Consider the following 14,531-nt stretch of genomic DNA (forward strand, 5'->3'; position numbering starts at 1 on the left):
TCGGGGTCGGTACCGGCCAATCACGGTTCCGGGCCTCGTTACTGTCTGTCGATTGAATATTCGAGACGAATATTCAGTCATGGTAACGGTTGGTTCTCCTAGAGGTCCCCGATGGCTCGAGACCACGTCGGGGACTTGGGCTCCTCCAGACGCGCTATCTCCTCGTCCGACAGCGAGACGTCCAGCGCGGCGACGTTCTCCTCCAGGTGGTCGACGCTCCGCGGGCCGACGATGGGCGAGTCCACCACGTCCTTGTGCAACAGCCACGCGAGGCTGACCTGCGCCGGGGTCGCGTCCTTCTCCTCGGCGACGGCCCGAACCTCGTCCAGCACCGCCCAGTTCTCCTCGGTGAACCGCTCGCGGGTGTGTTCGTCCGTGGCCGCCCGTCCCTCCTCCGGGTCCGCGTCGCGGTCGTACTTACCGGTCAGGAATCCGCCCGCGAGGGGACTCCAGGGGATGACGCCCACGTCCTGGTCTTCGCACACCGGCAGGACGTTCTCCTCCTCGTGACGGTCGACGAGGTTGTACTCCGGTTGCATGCACCGAAACCGCCGGTAGTCGTTGAGGTCGCTCTCGTAGAGCGCCTTCGCGAACTGCCAGCCCATCATCGTCGACGCGCCGACGTACCGGACCTTGCCGCTCTCGACGAGGTAGTCGAGCGCGTCGAGCGTCTCCTCGATGGGCGTCGTCTCGTCCCAGCGGTGAATCTGGTAGAGGTCGATGTAGTCGGTGCCGAGTCGGTCGAGGCTCGCCTCGGCCTGTTCGATGATGTGCTTTCGCGAGAGGCCCTGCCGGTTCGGTCCCTCGCCCATCGGACCGTACACCTTCGTCGCGACGACCAGTTCCTCGCGGTCGAAACCGTCGTACTCCTCGATGGCCCGCCCGACGATTCGCTCGCTCTCGCCGTGCGAGTAGACGTTCGCGGTGTCGAGGAAGTTGATACCGAGGTCCATCGCGCGGTGGATGAGGTCGACGCTCGCCTCCTCGTCGTGCATCATCCACTCGGCGTCGCTCCCGAAGTTCATGCAACCGAGACAGAGCCGAGAGACTTCGAGGCCGGTGTCTCCGAGTTTCGTATACTCCATGTCCACGTCCGGCATGTCCGAGCCTACGACGACGACCGGGAAAATGCTACGGGCACCGGCGCGTCTCGCGGAAAAGTGAAGGGTCGGCCGACCGAACCGTGAGCCATGACCACCGACGACAGTCTCCCCCGGTCGCTGTACGACCGCCTGCGCGACCCGGCTCACACCGGCGACAGGCGCTGTTGGCCCTGTACCGTCGTGAACGTCGGACTCTTGCTTCTCGCGTGCGCGGGCGTCGCGCGGCGGCGCTCCGCGCGCGCCGCGCTCTCGCTCGCGGCCGCCGGCGGCGCGGCGATCGCGTTGCGGGGCTACCTCGTCCCGTACACTCCTCGGTTTGCCCCGAGACTTGTTTCGCGGCTCCCCGGCGACCCGTTCCACGCCGACGGCGACGCGTCGAAGCAGTCGGGGTCGCTGGGTTCGTCGGTCGCGTCGGGCACGTCCGGCGCGACAGAGGCGACCGACGCGACGTGCGATACGCCGGAGACGTCCGACGCCACTGATTCGGACGCCCGCGACGAACCCGACGCCTCCGGCACGCTCGGCGACGCCGAAGCGGGCGGCGAGCGGGTCGTCGGCGCGCTCGCCGAAACCGGCGTCGTCGTCGCCGAGGGCGAGGCCCTCTTTCTGGACGAGGCGTTCCGGGACGCGTGGGAGGCCGAGATGCGCGACCTCCGCGAGCGCGACGACGGCGCGCTCGAAGCCGCGCTACGGGAGGCGGCGCCCGCCGGAGCGGTCGTAGAGACGGTTGAACCGCGCGGCGAGCGGTGGTTCGTGGTTTCGGACGGCAGCGACGACCCGGCGAACGAGAGTTGGCTCACCCGACCGGTCGCCGTCGCGGAAACCGCGGCGGTGCGCGCACTCGACGACCGGACCGACCTCGACCCGACGCTCCGGGCGCGGGCGTCGGCGCCGCTCCGGATGTTCCTGGAGGTCTGCCCGGACTGCGGCGGTCCGGTCGAGGAGACGACCACGGTCGAGTGCTGCGGCGGGACCCGGGGAACGCTGAACGACCCGGTCGACGAGGTGCTCGCCTGCGTCGACTGCGAGGCCCGCCTCTACACCTTCTGATTTCGCCCGCTCTCTCGATTTCAGTACGCGGGCGGTTCGTCGCGCCCGATGCGAATCTCGTGGGCTTCGATGTCCTCGAGCGCCGCGACCTGCCCGCCCACGGTAATCTCGCCGTCGTCGGTTTCGATGGTCATCCCGGCGACGCGCTCGCCGCCCTCGAACGAGAAACCGACGACCCTCCCCTGGACGACCCGGGAGGCGCCGGTTTCGATGTCTCGGCCCTCGATGGTGGCGTGGAAGTCGCCTTCGAGTTCCTGAAGTTCCTTGACACAGCGGCGGATGGAGGAGTACCGCCGGGGGAACGGACGGTCCTCGCCGTCGGCCGCGAGGGTCCGCTCGGCGGTGGTCCACAGCACGGTGCCGAAGAAGCCAGAGACGAGGAAGCCGAGCGCCGAGCGGTTGAAGATGACGCCGTAGCGGTCCTGGTCGTCCCGCAGGGCGTCCTGGGTGGCGTAGATGGAGTACTCGCCGTCGGCCACGGCGATGACCGGCGTGGTGATGCCCCGGCGGGCGCGGGCCGTGGTCGCGACGTCGAGGTAGTCGAAGCTCTCGGGGTCGGGGGCCTCCGAGGCGGGGGTGACGAGCAGTTCCACGCTGACCCCCTGGTCGATGGCGTGGCTGAGTTCGTCCTCGAACCGGTGGAGGAGGTCGGGGGTGAGCGACAGCGCGATCTCGAACTCGGCGGTTTCGATGACGTCGGCGAGGTAGCGAAGGATGGTCGAGCGCGATTTGACCAGCGAAACCGCCTCGGTGTCGCGGGCCGGCGCGGTGTAGCGCGCTTCGAGTTCCGAAACCATCTCCATCAGCGACGACTGGATGCCCGAGAACGCCTCGTCGGGGTCGACGGCGATGACCTTCATCGGTCGGGACTCGCGGAGTTCGACCAGTCCGCGGTCGCTCAGGCTTCGCACGGTGTCGTAGACGCGCGGTTGGGGGATGTCGGTGCGGTCTGCGATCTCGCTGGCGGTGAGTTCGCCGTGTTCGAGGACGGTGAGATAGGCGTCGATCTCGTACTCCCCGAGGTCGAACCGGTCGCCGACCTGCTCTATCGTCGCGTGAAGGTCGTCGGAGGCCATGTGCGATACCATTCGTTCGAGGGGTAAATCATTTACCCGGTTTCGAGTAGCACCTGATTCCGGAAACTCGTTTCATCCTTCGCGTAGTATTTCGCGTCCGGTGGCGAAACCGTCCGCCGGTGACGGTAGCAGATAGCCCCGTTTTCGTATATAAACGTCCGGATAAGTGCGGCGGACCGGCTCTCCACCCGACACGCGCTGACGTGGATTCGTGGTTAGTTTTTGGAGTCGCGCCCGTGCGCTTGAGGGAGTCGGTTGGGGAGGGGTGTGGCGGTTGCGGTGCGGGTGGAATGCTGTCGGCAGGGCGCGAAGTCTCCGTGAGCGAAGCGAACGGAGGCTCGGAAGTCGCAGCGCGCACAGCGAAGCGAGCACGACCGTCTTCCGGTGCGCCCGCACCAGTGCAAGGGCGGAAGTCGTACCAGCAGTCGAAGATGCGCGGAGGCCGAGTCGCCGCGGCGACTCGGCCTCTGCGCGTGTCCTTTTTTGGTCCAGATTTTTTCGAGGAGTGGTTGCTGATGCGCCGCTCTGCGGCGCATCAGCGACCCGACGAAGAAAAAAGGTGGGTGCGTGTCACATGAACATCCGGTCCTCGGGCACCTCGCTCTCGACGCGCTCGGCGAGCCGGTTGGCGAGACTCTCGTAGTACTCCTTGATTTCGCCCGCGAACTCCTCCAGCGGCCCGGTGTCGATGCCGATGCCGTACGCTCGCTCGACCGCATCGAGGAGTCGAATCGCGGCCTCGACGTCGGGGGCCTGGGCGTGAACCGGGGTGACGAACACGCCGGTCCGGAGCGGCGAACTCATCCCGCGAGCGACGAGTTCGGCGTTGATGCCGTCCAAGAACCCCTGGCCCATCGCCGGAACGTCCAGGTCGGCGAGTCGGTGTTCGCGGTAGTCGTCGGTGGCGACGTAGAACGTCCGGTGCTCGTCGGGACCGTGGGGTATCGGGACGCCGTGGAGCACCGTGATTTCCCGGACGCCGTGGGCCTCGGTCCAGTCGAGGATGGCGTCGGTGAACGGCTTGGCCGCCCAGACGGGGACGAACAGTTCGCCGACCAGCACCGTCAGTTCGTGGTCGGCGTGCGAGAACAGCCGGGTGTGGTGTCTGGGTCGGCCGTTCTCGAACGGCGTGATGGCCGGCAACTGGTCGGCGTTGACGTGGCCGACCTCCTCGAACTCCAGGTGGTCGACCAGGTAGTCGACCGCGGTCAGCCCGGCCAGGCCGAACTGCGAGAAGCCGGCGATGACCGTCTCGTGCGGGCTCTTCGACTCGATCTCGAAGGAAGCGGTCTGCGGTCGCTCGTCCCCATTCATACGCCGGGCTACGGCGAAACCCGACTTAGCTCTTTACCGCGACTCGACCGGGCGCGGTCGCTGCCGACGAAAAGTGTTTTGCCAGCCGCGAGAGAGGTACGTGCCAATGGCGAGTCTGCTGGACACCGTCCTGCAAGAGTTGGAGTCGTATCTCACCTCGCCCGCGACCAACACGGCCGACGTCCTGCTCGCCGCGGTCATCCTCGTGGTCGGCTGGTACGTGGGGGCGCTGGTGGTGCGACTCGTCGGCCGGCAGGTCGCGCGGAAGTTCCAGCGACCCAGCCTGACCAAGACCGCCCTCGGCGGAATTCGGGCGACCGTGATGGTGATGGCCGCCGTGGTCGCGGCGAACTACCTCGGGTTGCAGACCGGCGATATCTTCCTCTCGGTGACGGTGTTCTCGGCGGTGCTGGGGTTCGTGCTCGCGCCCATCATCGGCTCCATCATCAACGGCCTGTTCCTGCTGGCGGACCAGCCCTACGAAATCGGCGACATGATCGAGTTCGTCGAGCGCGACACCCGCGGTTACGTCGAGGACATCACGCTCCGGTACACGAAGGTCTTCACCCTGGAGAACACCTTCCTTGTCATCCCCAACTCCAGCATGCGCGACCGCGACATCATCAACTACTCCGCCGAGGACACCCGTTCGCGGCTCTCGATGGAGTTGCTGGTCACCTACGAGGGCGACCTGGAGGAAGCGCGCGCGATACTGGAGCGGGCCGCCCGGGAGACGCCCGAGGTGGTCGAGGGCGGCCCGGACATCCGCATCGGGAGCGCGCGCTACGCCTCCGAACCGGTGGCGTATATCAAGGAGTTTGCCGACCACGGCGTCCTGCTCGACCTCCGGTACTGGGTGAAAGACCCCTACTTCATGCCGCGCGTCCGCTCGAAGATTCAGGAGCGCGTCTGGGAGCAACTACCCGACGCCGACGTCGAGATCGCGTACCCCCACAGCCACCTCGTCTTCGACGAGACGAGCGGTACGGCCCGGGTCAGCGTGGAGGATGGGGCCGAAGTCCCCGGGCAGGAGAGCGTCGCCGGCGGGTCCGAATCCGCCGAGGCCGACGCCGCGCCGGCCGACCGCGGGGAGGACGTGGCGGGCGACTCGCGCGCCTCGCCCGAAGAGTTCGACTCCCGGAACTGAAGCCGGCTTCCAAGTACCAAAAACGGTTCGCCCGGGACCGAAACCGCCGCGAGCGAGTCTGACGACTCGTTCGCGACTCACTTTCCGACCGTGATTACCTCGGCGTCGAGTTTCTCCCGGAGGTAGCTGTCGACGTTCGGGTCGGAGGTCAGCTTCCGGAGCATGCGCCGCCAACGACCCGACTGCTTGTGGCCGATGACCACCACGTCGGCGTGTTCCGCCGCGACCTCTTCGAGGATGGTCTCCTCGACCAGGAACCCCTCCCGAATCACGTACCGCGTGTGGGGGAGCGGTCCGAACTCCTCCTCGACCGCGCGCTTGAGTTCGGCGCGGCTCACGGTCTTGCCCTTGTGGTAGAGGTTGACGTGGAGGACGGTCAACTCGGCGTCGCGTTCCTCGGCCACGCCGATGGCCTCTTCGAGGGTCCGACGCGAGTGTGCCGAGAGCGGATATCGGACGGGGACGACGACGCGGGTCATCGTTCGACCGAACGCCGTCCGGACTTTTCTATGCCCCGGTCGAGGACGTCGCCGCGCGGGTCCGCGACCGTCGGCGGAGCGCTCGCCGGGGAAATTCCGACCGTCTGCGGAACCCTATCTGTCGGCGGAACCCCAACCGTCGACGGCCGTCGGTCCGACGGCGCGCACCCGGCCGTCGAGTTCAGCGTCGACCCCCTCCGCGCGGGCGTAGTCCACCAGCACCTCGTACTGGATGTCGCCGCGCTCGACCAGGAGGTCCTCGCCGAGGCTGGGGAACTCATCGTCGGTGTGGAGGACGTACTCCGAGAGCGCGACCGAGTAGGTCCGGTCGGTATCGAGGCGGTCGCCGCCGACGCGCACCGACTCGACCGCGCAGGTTTCGGGGTCCCACGCGATCTCCGCGCCGCTGACCTGCGCGTGCCACCAGTCGGGTTCGGCGAAGTCGAGGTCGGGGCCGGCGGCCCACTCGAACGCGTCTCGGAGCGCCTCGCCCGGAACTTCGGCGACCGCAAGGTTCTCCTCGAACGGCGTGACGCTCACGACGTCGGCCGCAGTCACCTCCCCCTCCAAGGGGTCGCCGGTTCGGACCCCGCCGCTGTTCTGGAGGCCGACCTCCGCGCCGGTCGCCCAGCGGTAGGCGTCGGCGACCAGATTGCCGAGGCGACACTCGCCGCCGAACAGCGTCGTCTCCGCGCGGCAAACGGGTTCCTCGACGCGACCGACGACGTCGTTCAGACCGGTTTCGGCGAGGCGCTCGCGCATCGCCGCCGCGACCCCCTCGTGGACGGGGGCGTCGGCGACCTCGTGGTGGGCGACCTCGCCGGTCCCGAGGTCGACTTCAAGAACGACGGACCCGCCGTCGCCGGGTCTGGTGAGGAGCGTGCCCTCGATTCGGTCGCGGCGCTCGGTCGGGACGTGACCGCCGAGAATCGCGTCGGCGTCGACCGCCCGCGCGAGTTCCTCGTCGCCGTTTCCGAGGTGCGAGAGCACGGCCGTGTAGTCGGCGTCGAGGTCCGCGAGCGCCTTGCGGGCCGACTCGACGGGGTCGGCGAACTCCAGGTCGGTGGCAAAGGGATTGAGCGAGGCGGTTCGGGCGGTCGTGACGCCGACGAAGCCGACCGTCTCCCCGCCGACCTCCACGGTCGTAGCGGGGACGACGCCCTCTGCGGCGGCGAATCGTTCTTCCGAGTCCGACCGCGTCTCCCAGACGTTGGCGCTCACCCACGTCTGGGGCGAGTCGGCGACGAGTCGCCGGAGGTCGGCCTTGCCGTGGTCGAACTCGTGGTTGCCGAACGTTTCGACGTCCGGCCGGACCGCCTCGTAGAAGTCGAGCGCCTGCGCACCGTTCTCGACCAGCGCGAGGACGCCCGGCGAGGTGTTGTCTCCGCTTCCCGCCAGAATCGCGTCGTCGCCGCGGAGTTCGTCGAGGAGTCCCGCGAGGCGACCGACCCGTTCAGGGGCGTCGTAGACGTTCTCGATATCGGAGTAGTGGAGGAGACGGGGAGCCATCGGACCGCGGGTTCTCGCGCCGCCGACAAGACTCCTTCGGACGGAGTCTCCCCGGAGGGTTCGGACGCGGCGTTTTCACCGAGCCACAGCCGACAGTATAAACTGCTCGGGCGAGTACTCCGACTCGATGGACGCGATCACGACCGCCGACGGCGAGACGGTGTACGTCTCCCGCGACGACGGCGAACGCGGTTCGAAGGGACCGTTCTTCGTCGTCTACGGTAGCGAATCGGGTGAGGACCGCTACGGGTACTTCTGCGGGAACTGCGAGCGCATCGACAACGCGATGGACCCGATGGGTCGCATCGAGTGCAACGCCTGCGGCAACATCCGCAAGCCGACGGAGTGGGACGCGGCCCACGAGTGAACCGTCCGACGAGTCGAGGGCCTCGCCCGACGCGTCGAGGATACGCAGAACGCCCCGAAGCCTCCGCCGGGACGACGCCCGCGGCGTCGTCCCGGCCAGTTTCCTTTTACCCGCGTTCTCCCTATCTCGGCATATGGGGGAAGTTCGGGAGGACGTACTGGAGGAGGTCGAATCGCACAGTGAAACGCTCACGCTCGAAGACTTCGTCCGTCTCATCGAGGAGAACCACTACGAAGCCGAACCGGGCGTCGACCGCGGCCTGCTGGCCGACTACGCCGAGGCGGCCTTCTTCGACGTGGACCTCGCGCAACTCGACGACCGGACGACCGACAGCGAGTCGTGGGTCGCGGGCGAACCGTTGTACGAAGTGGGCGAGAACCGCGTGAGCGCCTATCCCCTGACCTGGCACGAGGCGTTCGGGGGGACTGACGACCTGCGGACGATCATCGAAATGATACAGGACGAGGTCACCGAACCGGAGGGGACCCAGTACGAGGCGGTCACGGAGCAAGGAATCCCCGAGGACAAGATCCTCCGCGTCGCGCAGGTCGTCGCGGGAATCGACCGCCAGACCACCCGCAACGCACTCAAGCGACTCCGCGACAACGGCGAAATCGAGGAGTACGCGTCCCAGGCGCGCAGTCCGACCATCCGTCTCAGCTGACCCGCAAGAAGGTTTATTACAGATTCCGTCTTAGCTTCGCACGGATGGCCCCTGTTAGCACACCGCCAGTCGAACAGGCGCGGTCGATATTCAGCGACCTCGGATACACCGTGTCCGGCGACGGCGAGGAATTCCGGGCCGAGCGCAAGTGGCGAGTGGTGCGAGTGACGGCGCTCGCGGAGTCGGGCGAGACCCCCGACGACGGCGAGCTTCGCTGTTTCGTAACGTGGTCAGACCAGGCCCAGCAGCTTCGACGCCAGCTTCGACGGACGAATCCGGCATACGAGTGGGCGATAATAAGCGTCCGCGAAGGCGGCGACTACGAAGTGATGCGCGCGCCGCCGGGGGCGAAACAGGCGGTATAACCTCTCTCTTCTTCCGACCGTTCGACCGCGATAGCCGACGATAGACAGAAACGAGCCGAGAAGCCGACAGTCCGCGAGAAGCCGACAGTCCGGCGGCAGTCCACTGCCGCCGGACTGTCGGCCGTCGGGGCGAGGACGGTCGCGCTCGCGCTATCTGTCGCCCAGCGCCTGCGCGGTGGCGGCGAGTCCGGCCTCCACGTCGACGTCGGCGCCCTGCTTCGAGAGCGCGTCGCCGAATGCGGCCATCAGGTACGAGACGGTCTCCTCCCGGGCGGAGTAGCCCATACAGCCGATACGGAAGATGTCGCCGTCGAGGTCGCCGAGTCCGGTGGCGATCTCGAGGTCGTACTGCTCCAGCAGGTAGCTGGTCACGTCGGTGTCGGTCGCGCCCTCGGGGACCTGCACCGCGTTGAGGCTCGGCAGCCAGTAGTCGTCGGGGGCGTTCATCTCGATGCCCATCGCCTCGACGCCGGCCTTCAGCGCGCCCGCGATTTCGCGGTGGCGCGCCCACCGCTCCTCGATGCCCTCCTCGGCGACCAGTCGCAGGGCCTCACGGAGCGCGTAAATGTTCGTGATGGGCGCGGTGTGGTGGTACGACCGGTCGTCGCCCCAGTAGCCCTCCAGCAGCGAGAGGTCGAGGTACCACGACCGGGCGTCCTCCTCGCGAGAGAGCACCTTGTCCATCGCGCGGTCGTTGAGCGTGAGCGGGGCCGCGCCGGGCGGACACGACAGGCACTTCTGCGGACCGGCGTAGGCCACGTCGACGTCCCACTCGTCGACGCGGAGTTCGACGCCGCCGAGCGAGGTGACGGTGTCGGCGATGACGAGCGCGTCGTGGTCGTGGGCGATGCTCGTGAGTTCCGGAACCTGGGGCTGGAGGACGCCCGTGCTCGTCTCGGCGTGGACGAAGCCGAACACGTCCGGCTGGTGTTCGTCGAAGGCGTCCTGGACGTCGGCGGGGTCGAGCGGTTCGCCCCACGGCGCGTCGACGTGGACGACCTCCCCGCCGGCCCGTTCGGCCATCGACTCCATCCGACCGCCGAAGTAGCCGTTGGTCGGGACGAGCATCGTGTCGCCCGGTTCGACCACGTTGCCGATGGCCGCCTCCATCGAGGCCGACCCGGTGCCCGAAACCGGAATCGTCCACCGGTTGTCGGTCCGAAAGGCGTACCGGAGCAGGTCCTGCACGTCGTTCATGATGCCGATGAACGAGGGGTCGAGGTGACCGACCAGCGGCGTGCTCATCGCCCGCAACACTCGCGGGTGGACCTCGCTCGGTCCGGGTCCCATCAGCGTCCTGTCCGGCGGCGCGAGTTCACCAACGTCCGGTTTCTCCGGCATGCGACGGGCTAACACTGCCGGCGACTAAAAGACTTCTACCCCAGCAAGAACCCGCGGGCTTCGACTACCGGGCGATTATTGGGCCGTTGTCCCCGTGAACGGGATTTCTAAGCGGTCGTTGACGGTCCCAACAGACCGTTGTCCGTCCCGAGGGTCGACATCGCCGGAGAAACCGAGCGTTTCACCGAGTGAACGAAGAGGAACGGTCTGGGTCGTTTATCCCCGTCGTGCGCGTAGGCCGAATTGGCCCGACGGGGGCGGTAGGACCCCGCGTCCGACGGGCGAAGCGGATGGCGTTTGCCGGACCCGAGCGGCCGACGCCGCGGGACGATTTGCCGCGGCGGCGCGAGGTGGGTCATCGGGGGAGGGCCCCGCCTCGCGCCGCGGCGACTCTCGAACTACCCCGCGGCGGGCCGACGACTCGACCGGTTTCCGTTCACTGCTGTCACTTCGCGGTGCGTTCACCGCGGCGCACGAACGCGATGGCGCAAAGGCCATCGCGGCGCGGCCGTTGGGGAGGCGGCCGCGCCGCTCCGAGCCGTCACATCCGCGCGGCGACTTTTTACTGCGACTATCGGCGAGCGACGGTGCCGTCCGTACACAGACGCCGTCGTACTTCGAGATGCATCGCCGACGCGGGGGGAAGAGGCTTATATCTCACCGGCGCCAATCGTCGTCACCATGATGGTCGGGCACGCGATGCTGGCGTTCGCGCTCGCGGCGAGCGCGGCGAGCGCCCGGGGGTGGTCGCGCGAGCGGGCGATGGCGTTCGGGATCGCGGCGGGCGCGTTCGCCGCGGTTCCTGACGTGGACATGGCGTACGCGCTCGTCGGCCTCGCCCAGGTGGGAGTCGCGAGCGTTTGGACCATGACCGCCGCGTTCTGGGGGAGTTCGCATCTCGTCCACCGGGCGGTCACCCACTCACTCGTCGTGGCCGTTCCCGCGGCGCTCGCGTTCGCGCTGGTCGCCCGCGAGCGCGGCCGGCCGGCCGCGCTCGCGCTCCTCGCGGGGCTCGTCGCCGTCGCGTGGGCCGAGAGCGGCGTCCTCGGCGCGGCGGTGATGACGCTGTTCGGACTCGCCGGGCTCGCAGTCGCGCTGGTCGCCGCCGACAGGGCCGACCTGGGCGTGCGGTCGCTGTTCGCCGCGGCGCTCCTGGGCCTGCTCTCGCACCCGTTCGGCGACCTCTTCACCGGCGCGCCCCCGAGGATGCTCTACCCGCTCGACGTTCGGCTGTTCGCCGAGCGACTCGTGTTGCTGGCCGACCCGACGCTCAACCTGCTCGCGGTCTTCGCCCTGGAGCTGTGTACCATCTGGCTGGCGGGGTACGTCTACCTCCGGCTCACCGACCAGGACCTGTTCTGGCACGTCGACGCCCGCGCCGCGCTCGGCGTCGCCTACGCCCTCGCCGCGCTCGCGATGCCCGCACCCACGCTCGAGGTGTCGTACCACTTCGTGTTCTCCGTGCTGGCGGTCGGCGTCGTCGGCGTCGCGCCTCACCTGCTCCCCTCCCGGTCGGTGCTCTCGGCCGACTGGAACGACGCCGTCACGTGGACCCTGACCGGCCTCGCGGCCGTCAGTTTCGCGACGATAGCGTACGCGGCGGTCTACGTGATTTCTTGAGGGAGAGGTGGTTTCCCGGGGGACGCGCCCGTCGAACCGGCCGCAGCCCGTAGTTCATAAAGTTTCATACAGTGCGAGCGTAAAACACCGGTATGGCGCGCCGCACGGGGACGCTCGACCACGTCGTCGAAGACCGACGGGCGAATGCCGCCCTCGCGTGGCTACTCGTCGGATTTCTCGCGGTGGCGGTCGGCTCGAACTTCCTCGAGGGCGAACTGCTGTGGGCCGGGTTCGCCGCGTTCGTCGCGGCGCTGGCGCTCGTCCCTGCAGTCGTCCACCGCGACGCGACGGTGATGCTTCCCTGGGAGGTGCTGGCGCTGTCGGCGCTCCCGATTCTCGGCCGGTCGCTGGCGACGCTCGTGCTGACCTCGCGGGTCGCGACGTACTTCGCGGTGGCGGCGCTCGCGCTCATCGTTGCGGTCGAACTCCACGTCTTTACGCCGGTGAAGATGACCCACTGGTTCGCGGTGCTGTTCGTCGTCGTCGCCACCATCGCCACCGCGGGCGTCTGGGCCGTCTTCCAGTGGCTCTCGGACATCTATCTCGGGACGGCGTTCATTCGGAGCGAACAGCGATTGATGTGGGACTTCGTGGCCGCGACGGCGGTCGGCGTCCTCGCGGGAGTCGTCTTCGAAGCGTACTTCCGGCGGTTCGCGCGTATCGGCCCGCGACTGCCGGGCGACCTGGGTGACGGAACGTGAGAGTCCGCGATGAACTCCGAATCTCGGCGCGGCGACAGGAGCAGTTGACCCGGGCGATGGAGGTGTGTCTCGTCGGCGTCTTCTTCATCGGACTCGACCGGGGGAACCTCGGCATCGCGGTCAACGCCGGGGTCGCGCTGGGGGTCACGTTCCTGCCCGCGATACTCGAACGCGACTACGGGATTCCGCTCGACGCGGGGCTAACGCTGTGGATAACGACCGCGGTGTTCCTCCACGCCGTCGGGACGCTGGGGCCGTACACCGACGCCTCGCTCTGGTGGTGGGACCACATGACCCACGCGCTGTCGGCGTCGCTGGTCGCGGCGGTCGGCTACACCACCACGCGGGCCATCGACCGCCACACCGAGGCCATCTACCTCCCGCCACGGTTCATGTTCGTCTTCATCCTCCTCTTTACCGTCGCGTTCGGCGTCGTCTGGGAGGTCGTCGAGTTCGCGCTCGGCGGCCTCTCGTCGGTCGTCGGCAGCGGATCTATCCTCACCCAGTTCGGCCTGGAGGACACGATGAAGGACCTCATGTTCGACACGCTGGGCGGCGTGCTGGTCGCGCTCTGGGGCGACGCCTACCTCAACGACACCGTCAGGGCACTCACGACGCGCCTCTCGGGCGGCCGGCGCGGGGCCGACTGACAGGGTCGGGCGTTCGCGGTCGCGCCGCGACGCGACCGCGAACCTGCGAGAGTCCTTCGTCCGGTCGCTCGTACCGACGACGCGCTCGCGGGGGCGAGTGGCTTTATTGGTCCGTACAGCGAATCGACACGTGCTATGGTGTTCAAGAAGATAACCCTCATCGGGACGAGCGAGGAGAGTTTCGACGCCGCGGCCGACGACGCCATCGACCGCGCCGAGGAGACGCTCGAGAACGTCAAGTGGATAGAAGTGGACGAACTCGGCGTCGAAGTGGCGAACGCGCCCGACCGGCAGTATCAGGCGGAGGTTACCGTCGCCTTCGAACTCGAAGAGTAGGCCCGCGGAACTTCGGCGAATCGAACCGGTCGGGCGGCGAGGGGCCGACCGCGGTCGGCCCCTGAACCAACCGGCCAGCACGAAACTGTGCCGGGACTTTCTCGGCGGAACGGCTCGGGCGACACACGTTCTCGGCGGAGCAGTTCCGGCAAAACCTTCTCTGCGGAGGTGGTTCTGGCAGGACCGTCGGCGGTCCCGCCGGAACTGCTCGGTTCGAAGACCGATTCGAGCGTCAGGATTAACACCTTCCGAACGAAACGAACTCACATGAGTACCGATACCGCACCCGACGGGGACGCCACGCCCGAAATCGAGGTGACCGAGACGGCGGCCGAGCAGGCTCTCTCGCTGCTGGAAGGCGAGGAGATGGACATCGAGGAGGCCGGCCTTCGGCTGTTCGTCCAGCAGGGCGGCTGCGCGGGCCTCTCCTACGGGATGCGCTTCGACGAAGAACCCGAACCCGACGACACCGTCTACGAACACCACGACCTGCGGGTGTTCGTCGATCCCGCGAGCATGAACTACATCGAGGGGAGCATCGTCGACTACGAAACCGGCCTCCAGGGCGCGGGTTTCCACGTCGAGAACCCCAACGTCGTCAGCGAGTGCGGGTGCGGCGAGAGCTTCCGGACGTAAGTCCCGATTCTACGAGGGCGGCGGTCGAGTTCGGGTCGCTTCCCGGGAAGGGCCATTCTTATCCCGATTAGGCGACTACTCTGACGTGTGAAACAGCACGAACGCATCCTCGTCCGGGGCGCGACCGCCCGCGTCGAATCTTCGGACGCGCGGCTTCGCCTCCGGCCGCGAGT

General features: G+C 67.9%; 16 protein-coding genes. 10 read left to right on the forward strand and 6 right to left on the reverse strand.

Annotated features, from left to right (window positions below):
* Positions 1-98: 98 nt before the first annotated feature.
* Positions 99-1,085, reverse strand: a complete 987-nt coding sequence (locus NGM07_RS03855; RefSeq protein WP_368410269.1) for an aldo/keto reductase — start codon at positions 1,083-1,085, stop codon at positions 99-101.
* 105 nt (positions 1,086-1,190) lie between these two features.
* Here NGM07_RS03855 and NGM07_RS03860 point away from each other — a divergent pair, with 105 nt between their 5' ends.
* Positions 1,191-2,153, forward strand: coding sequence for a DUF8054 domain-containing protein (locus NGM07_RS03860; protein ID WP_253517375.1), 963 nt, complete (start codon positions 1,191-1,193; stop codon positions 2,151-2,153).
* Positions 2,154-2,173: 20 nt separating this feature from the next.
* Here the strand turns inward: NGM07_RS03860 and trmB are convergent, their stop codons facing one another.
* Positions 2,174-3,229: an HTH-type sugar sensing transcriptional regulator TrmB gene (trmB, locus tag NGM07_RS03865; protein WP_253517377.1), complete on the reverse strand. Its 1,056-nt coding sequence runs from the start codon at positions 3,227-3,229 to the stop codon at positions 2,174-2,176.
* Positions 3,230-3,799: 570 nt separating this feature from the next.
* Positions 3,800-4,543 carry a proteasome assembly chaperone family protein gene (locus tag NGM07_RS03870; RefSeq protein WP_253517378.1) on the reverse strand — a complete coding sequence of 248 codons (744 nt, stop codon included), beginning with the start codon at positions 4,541-4,543 and terminating at the stop codon, positions 3,800-3,802.
* Positions 4,544-4,649: 106 nt separating this feature from the next.
* Here NGM07_RS03870 and NGM07_RS03875 point away from each other — a divergent pair, with 106 nt between their 5' ends.
* On the forward strand, positions 4,650-5,690 hold the full coding sequence (locus NGM07_RS03875; protein ID WP_253517380.1) for a mechanosensitive ion channel family protein: 1,041 nt from the start codon (positions 4,650-4,652) through the stop codon (positions 5,688-5,690).
* A gap of 77 nt (positions 5,691-5,767) precedes the next feature.
* Here NGM07_RS03875 and NGM07_RS03880 read toward each other — a convergent pair whose 3' ends face one another.
* Together NGM07_RS03880 and NGM07_RS03885 are read right to left on the reverse strand one after the other, a co-directional pair.
* Positions 5,768-6,169, reverse strand: coding sequence for a universal stress protein (locus tag NGM07_RS03880; protein ID WP_253517382.1), 402 nt, complete (start codon positions 6,167-6,169; stop codon positions 5,768-5,770).
* A 114-nt stretch (positions 6,170-6,283) separates the two neighbouring features.
* Positions 6,284-7,678, reverse strand: coding sequence for a bifunctional metallophosphatase/5'-nucleotidase (locus tag NGM07_RS03885; RefSeq protein ID WP_253517383.1), 1,395 nt, complete (start codon positions 7,676-7,678; stop codon positions 6,284-6,286).
* A gap of 127 nt (positions 7,679-7,805) precedes the next feature.
* Here NGM07_RS03885 and NGM07_RS03890 point away from each other — a divergent pair, with 127 nt between their 5' ends.
* The 3 genes from NGM07_RS03890 to NGM07_RS03900 all read left to right on the forward strand — a co-directional run bounded on the left by NGM07_RS03890 (position 7,806) and on the right by NGM07_RS03900 (position 9,074).
* Positions 7,806-8,045 carry a DUF5816 domain-containing protein gene (locus tag NGM07_RS03890; RefSeq protein ID WP_253517385.1) on the forward strand — a complete coding sequence of 80 codons (240 nt, stop codon included), beginning with the start codon at positions 7,806-7,808 and terminating at the stop codon, positions 8,043-8,045.
* 133 nt (positions 8,046-8,178) lie between these two features.
* A complete protein-coding gene (locus tag NGM07_RS03895; RefSeq protein ID WP_253517399.1) occupies positions 8,179-8,709 on the forward strand; it encodes a hypothetical protein in 531 nt (176 codons plus the stop codon).
* A 44-nt stretch (positions 8,710-8,753) separates the two neighbouring features.
* Positions 8,754-9,074 carry a DUF7116 family protein gene (locus NGM07_RS03900; RefSeq protein WP_253517401.1) on the forward strand — a complete coding sequence of 107 codons (321 nt, stop codon included), beginning with the start codon at positions 8,754-8,756 and terminating at the stop codon, positions 9,072-9,074.
* A gap of 150 nt (positions 9,075-9,224) precedes the next feature.
* Here the strand turns inward: NGM07_RS03900 and NGM07_RS03905 are convergent, their stop codons facing one another.
* Positions 9,225-10,415, reverse strand: a complete 1,191-nt coding sequence (locus NGM07_RS03905) for a pyridoxal-phosphate-dependent aminotransferase family protein (RefSeq protein WP_253517410.1) — start codon at positions 10,413-10,415, stop codon at positions 9,225-9,227.
* 681 nt (positions 10,416-11,096) lie between these two features.
* Between NGM07_RS03905 and NGM07_RS03910 the strand changes: the two genes are divergently transcribed.
* From NGM07_RS03910 to NGM07_RS03930, 5 genes are all read left to right on the forward strand, one after another.
* Positions 11,097-12,035, forward strand: a complete 939-nt coding sequence (locus NGM07_RS03910; RefSeq protein ID WP_253517412.1) for a metal-dependent hydrolase — start codon at positions 11,097-11,099, stop codon at positions 12,033-12,035.
* Positions 12,036-12,127: 92 nt separating this feature from the next.
* Entirely contained in the window at positions 12,128-12,736 is a 609-nt protein-coding gene (locus NGM07_RS03915) for a hypothetical protein (protein WP_253517413.1), read from the forward strand.
* Positions 12,733-13,386: a DUF2238 domain-containing protein gene (locus NGM07_RS03920; RefSeq protein WP_253517416.1), complete on the forward strand. Its 654-nt coding sequence runs from the start codon at positions 12,733-12,735 to the stop codon at positions 13,384-13,386. Before NGM07_RS03915 ends, NGM07_RS03920 begins: the two co-directional genes overlap by 4 nt.
* 135 nt (positions 13,387-13,521) lie before the next feature.
* Positions 13,522-13,722 (forward strand): dodecin, encoded by a 201-nt coding sequence (locus tag NGM07_RS03925; RefSeq protein ID WP_253517418.1) that lies wholly within the window; start codon positions 13,522-13,524, stop codon positions 13,720-13,722.
* Between the two features lie 267 nt (positions 13,723-13,989).
* A complete protein-coding gene (locus tag NGM07_RS03930) occupies positions 13,990-14,358 on the forward strand; it encodes a HesB/IscA family protein (RefSeq protein WP_253517421.1) in 369 nt (122 codons plus the stop codon).
* Positions 14,359-14,531 lie beyond the last annotated feature (173 nt).

Origin of the sequence: Halorussus vallis, assembly GCF_024138165.1 — an archaeon.
Lineage (GTDB): Archaea > Halobacteriota > Halobacteria > Halobacteriales > Haladaptataceae > Halorussus > Halorussus vallis.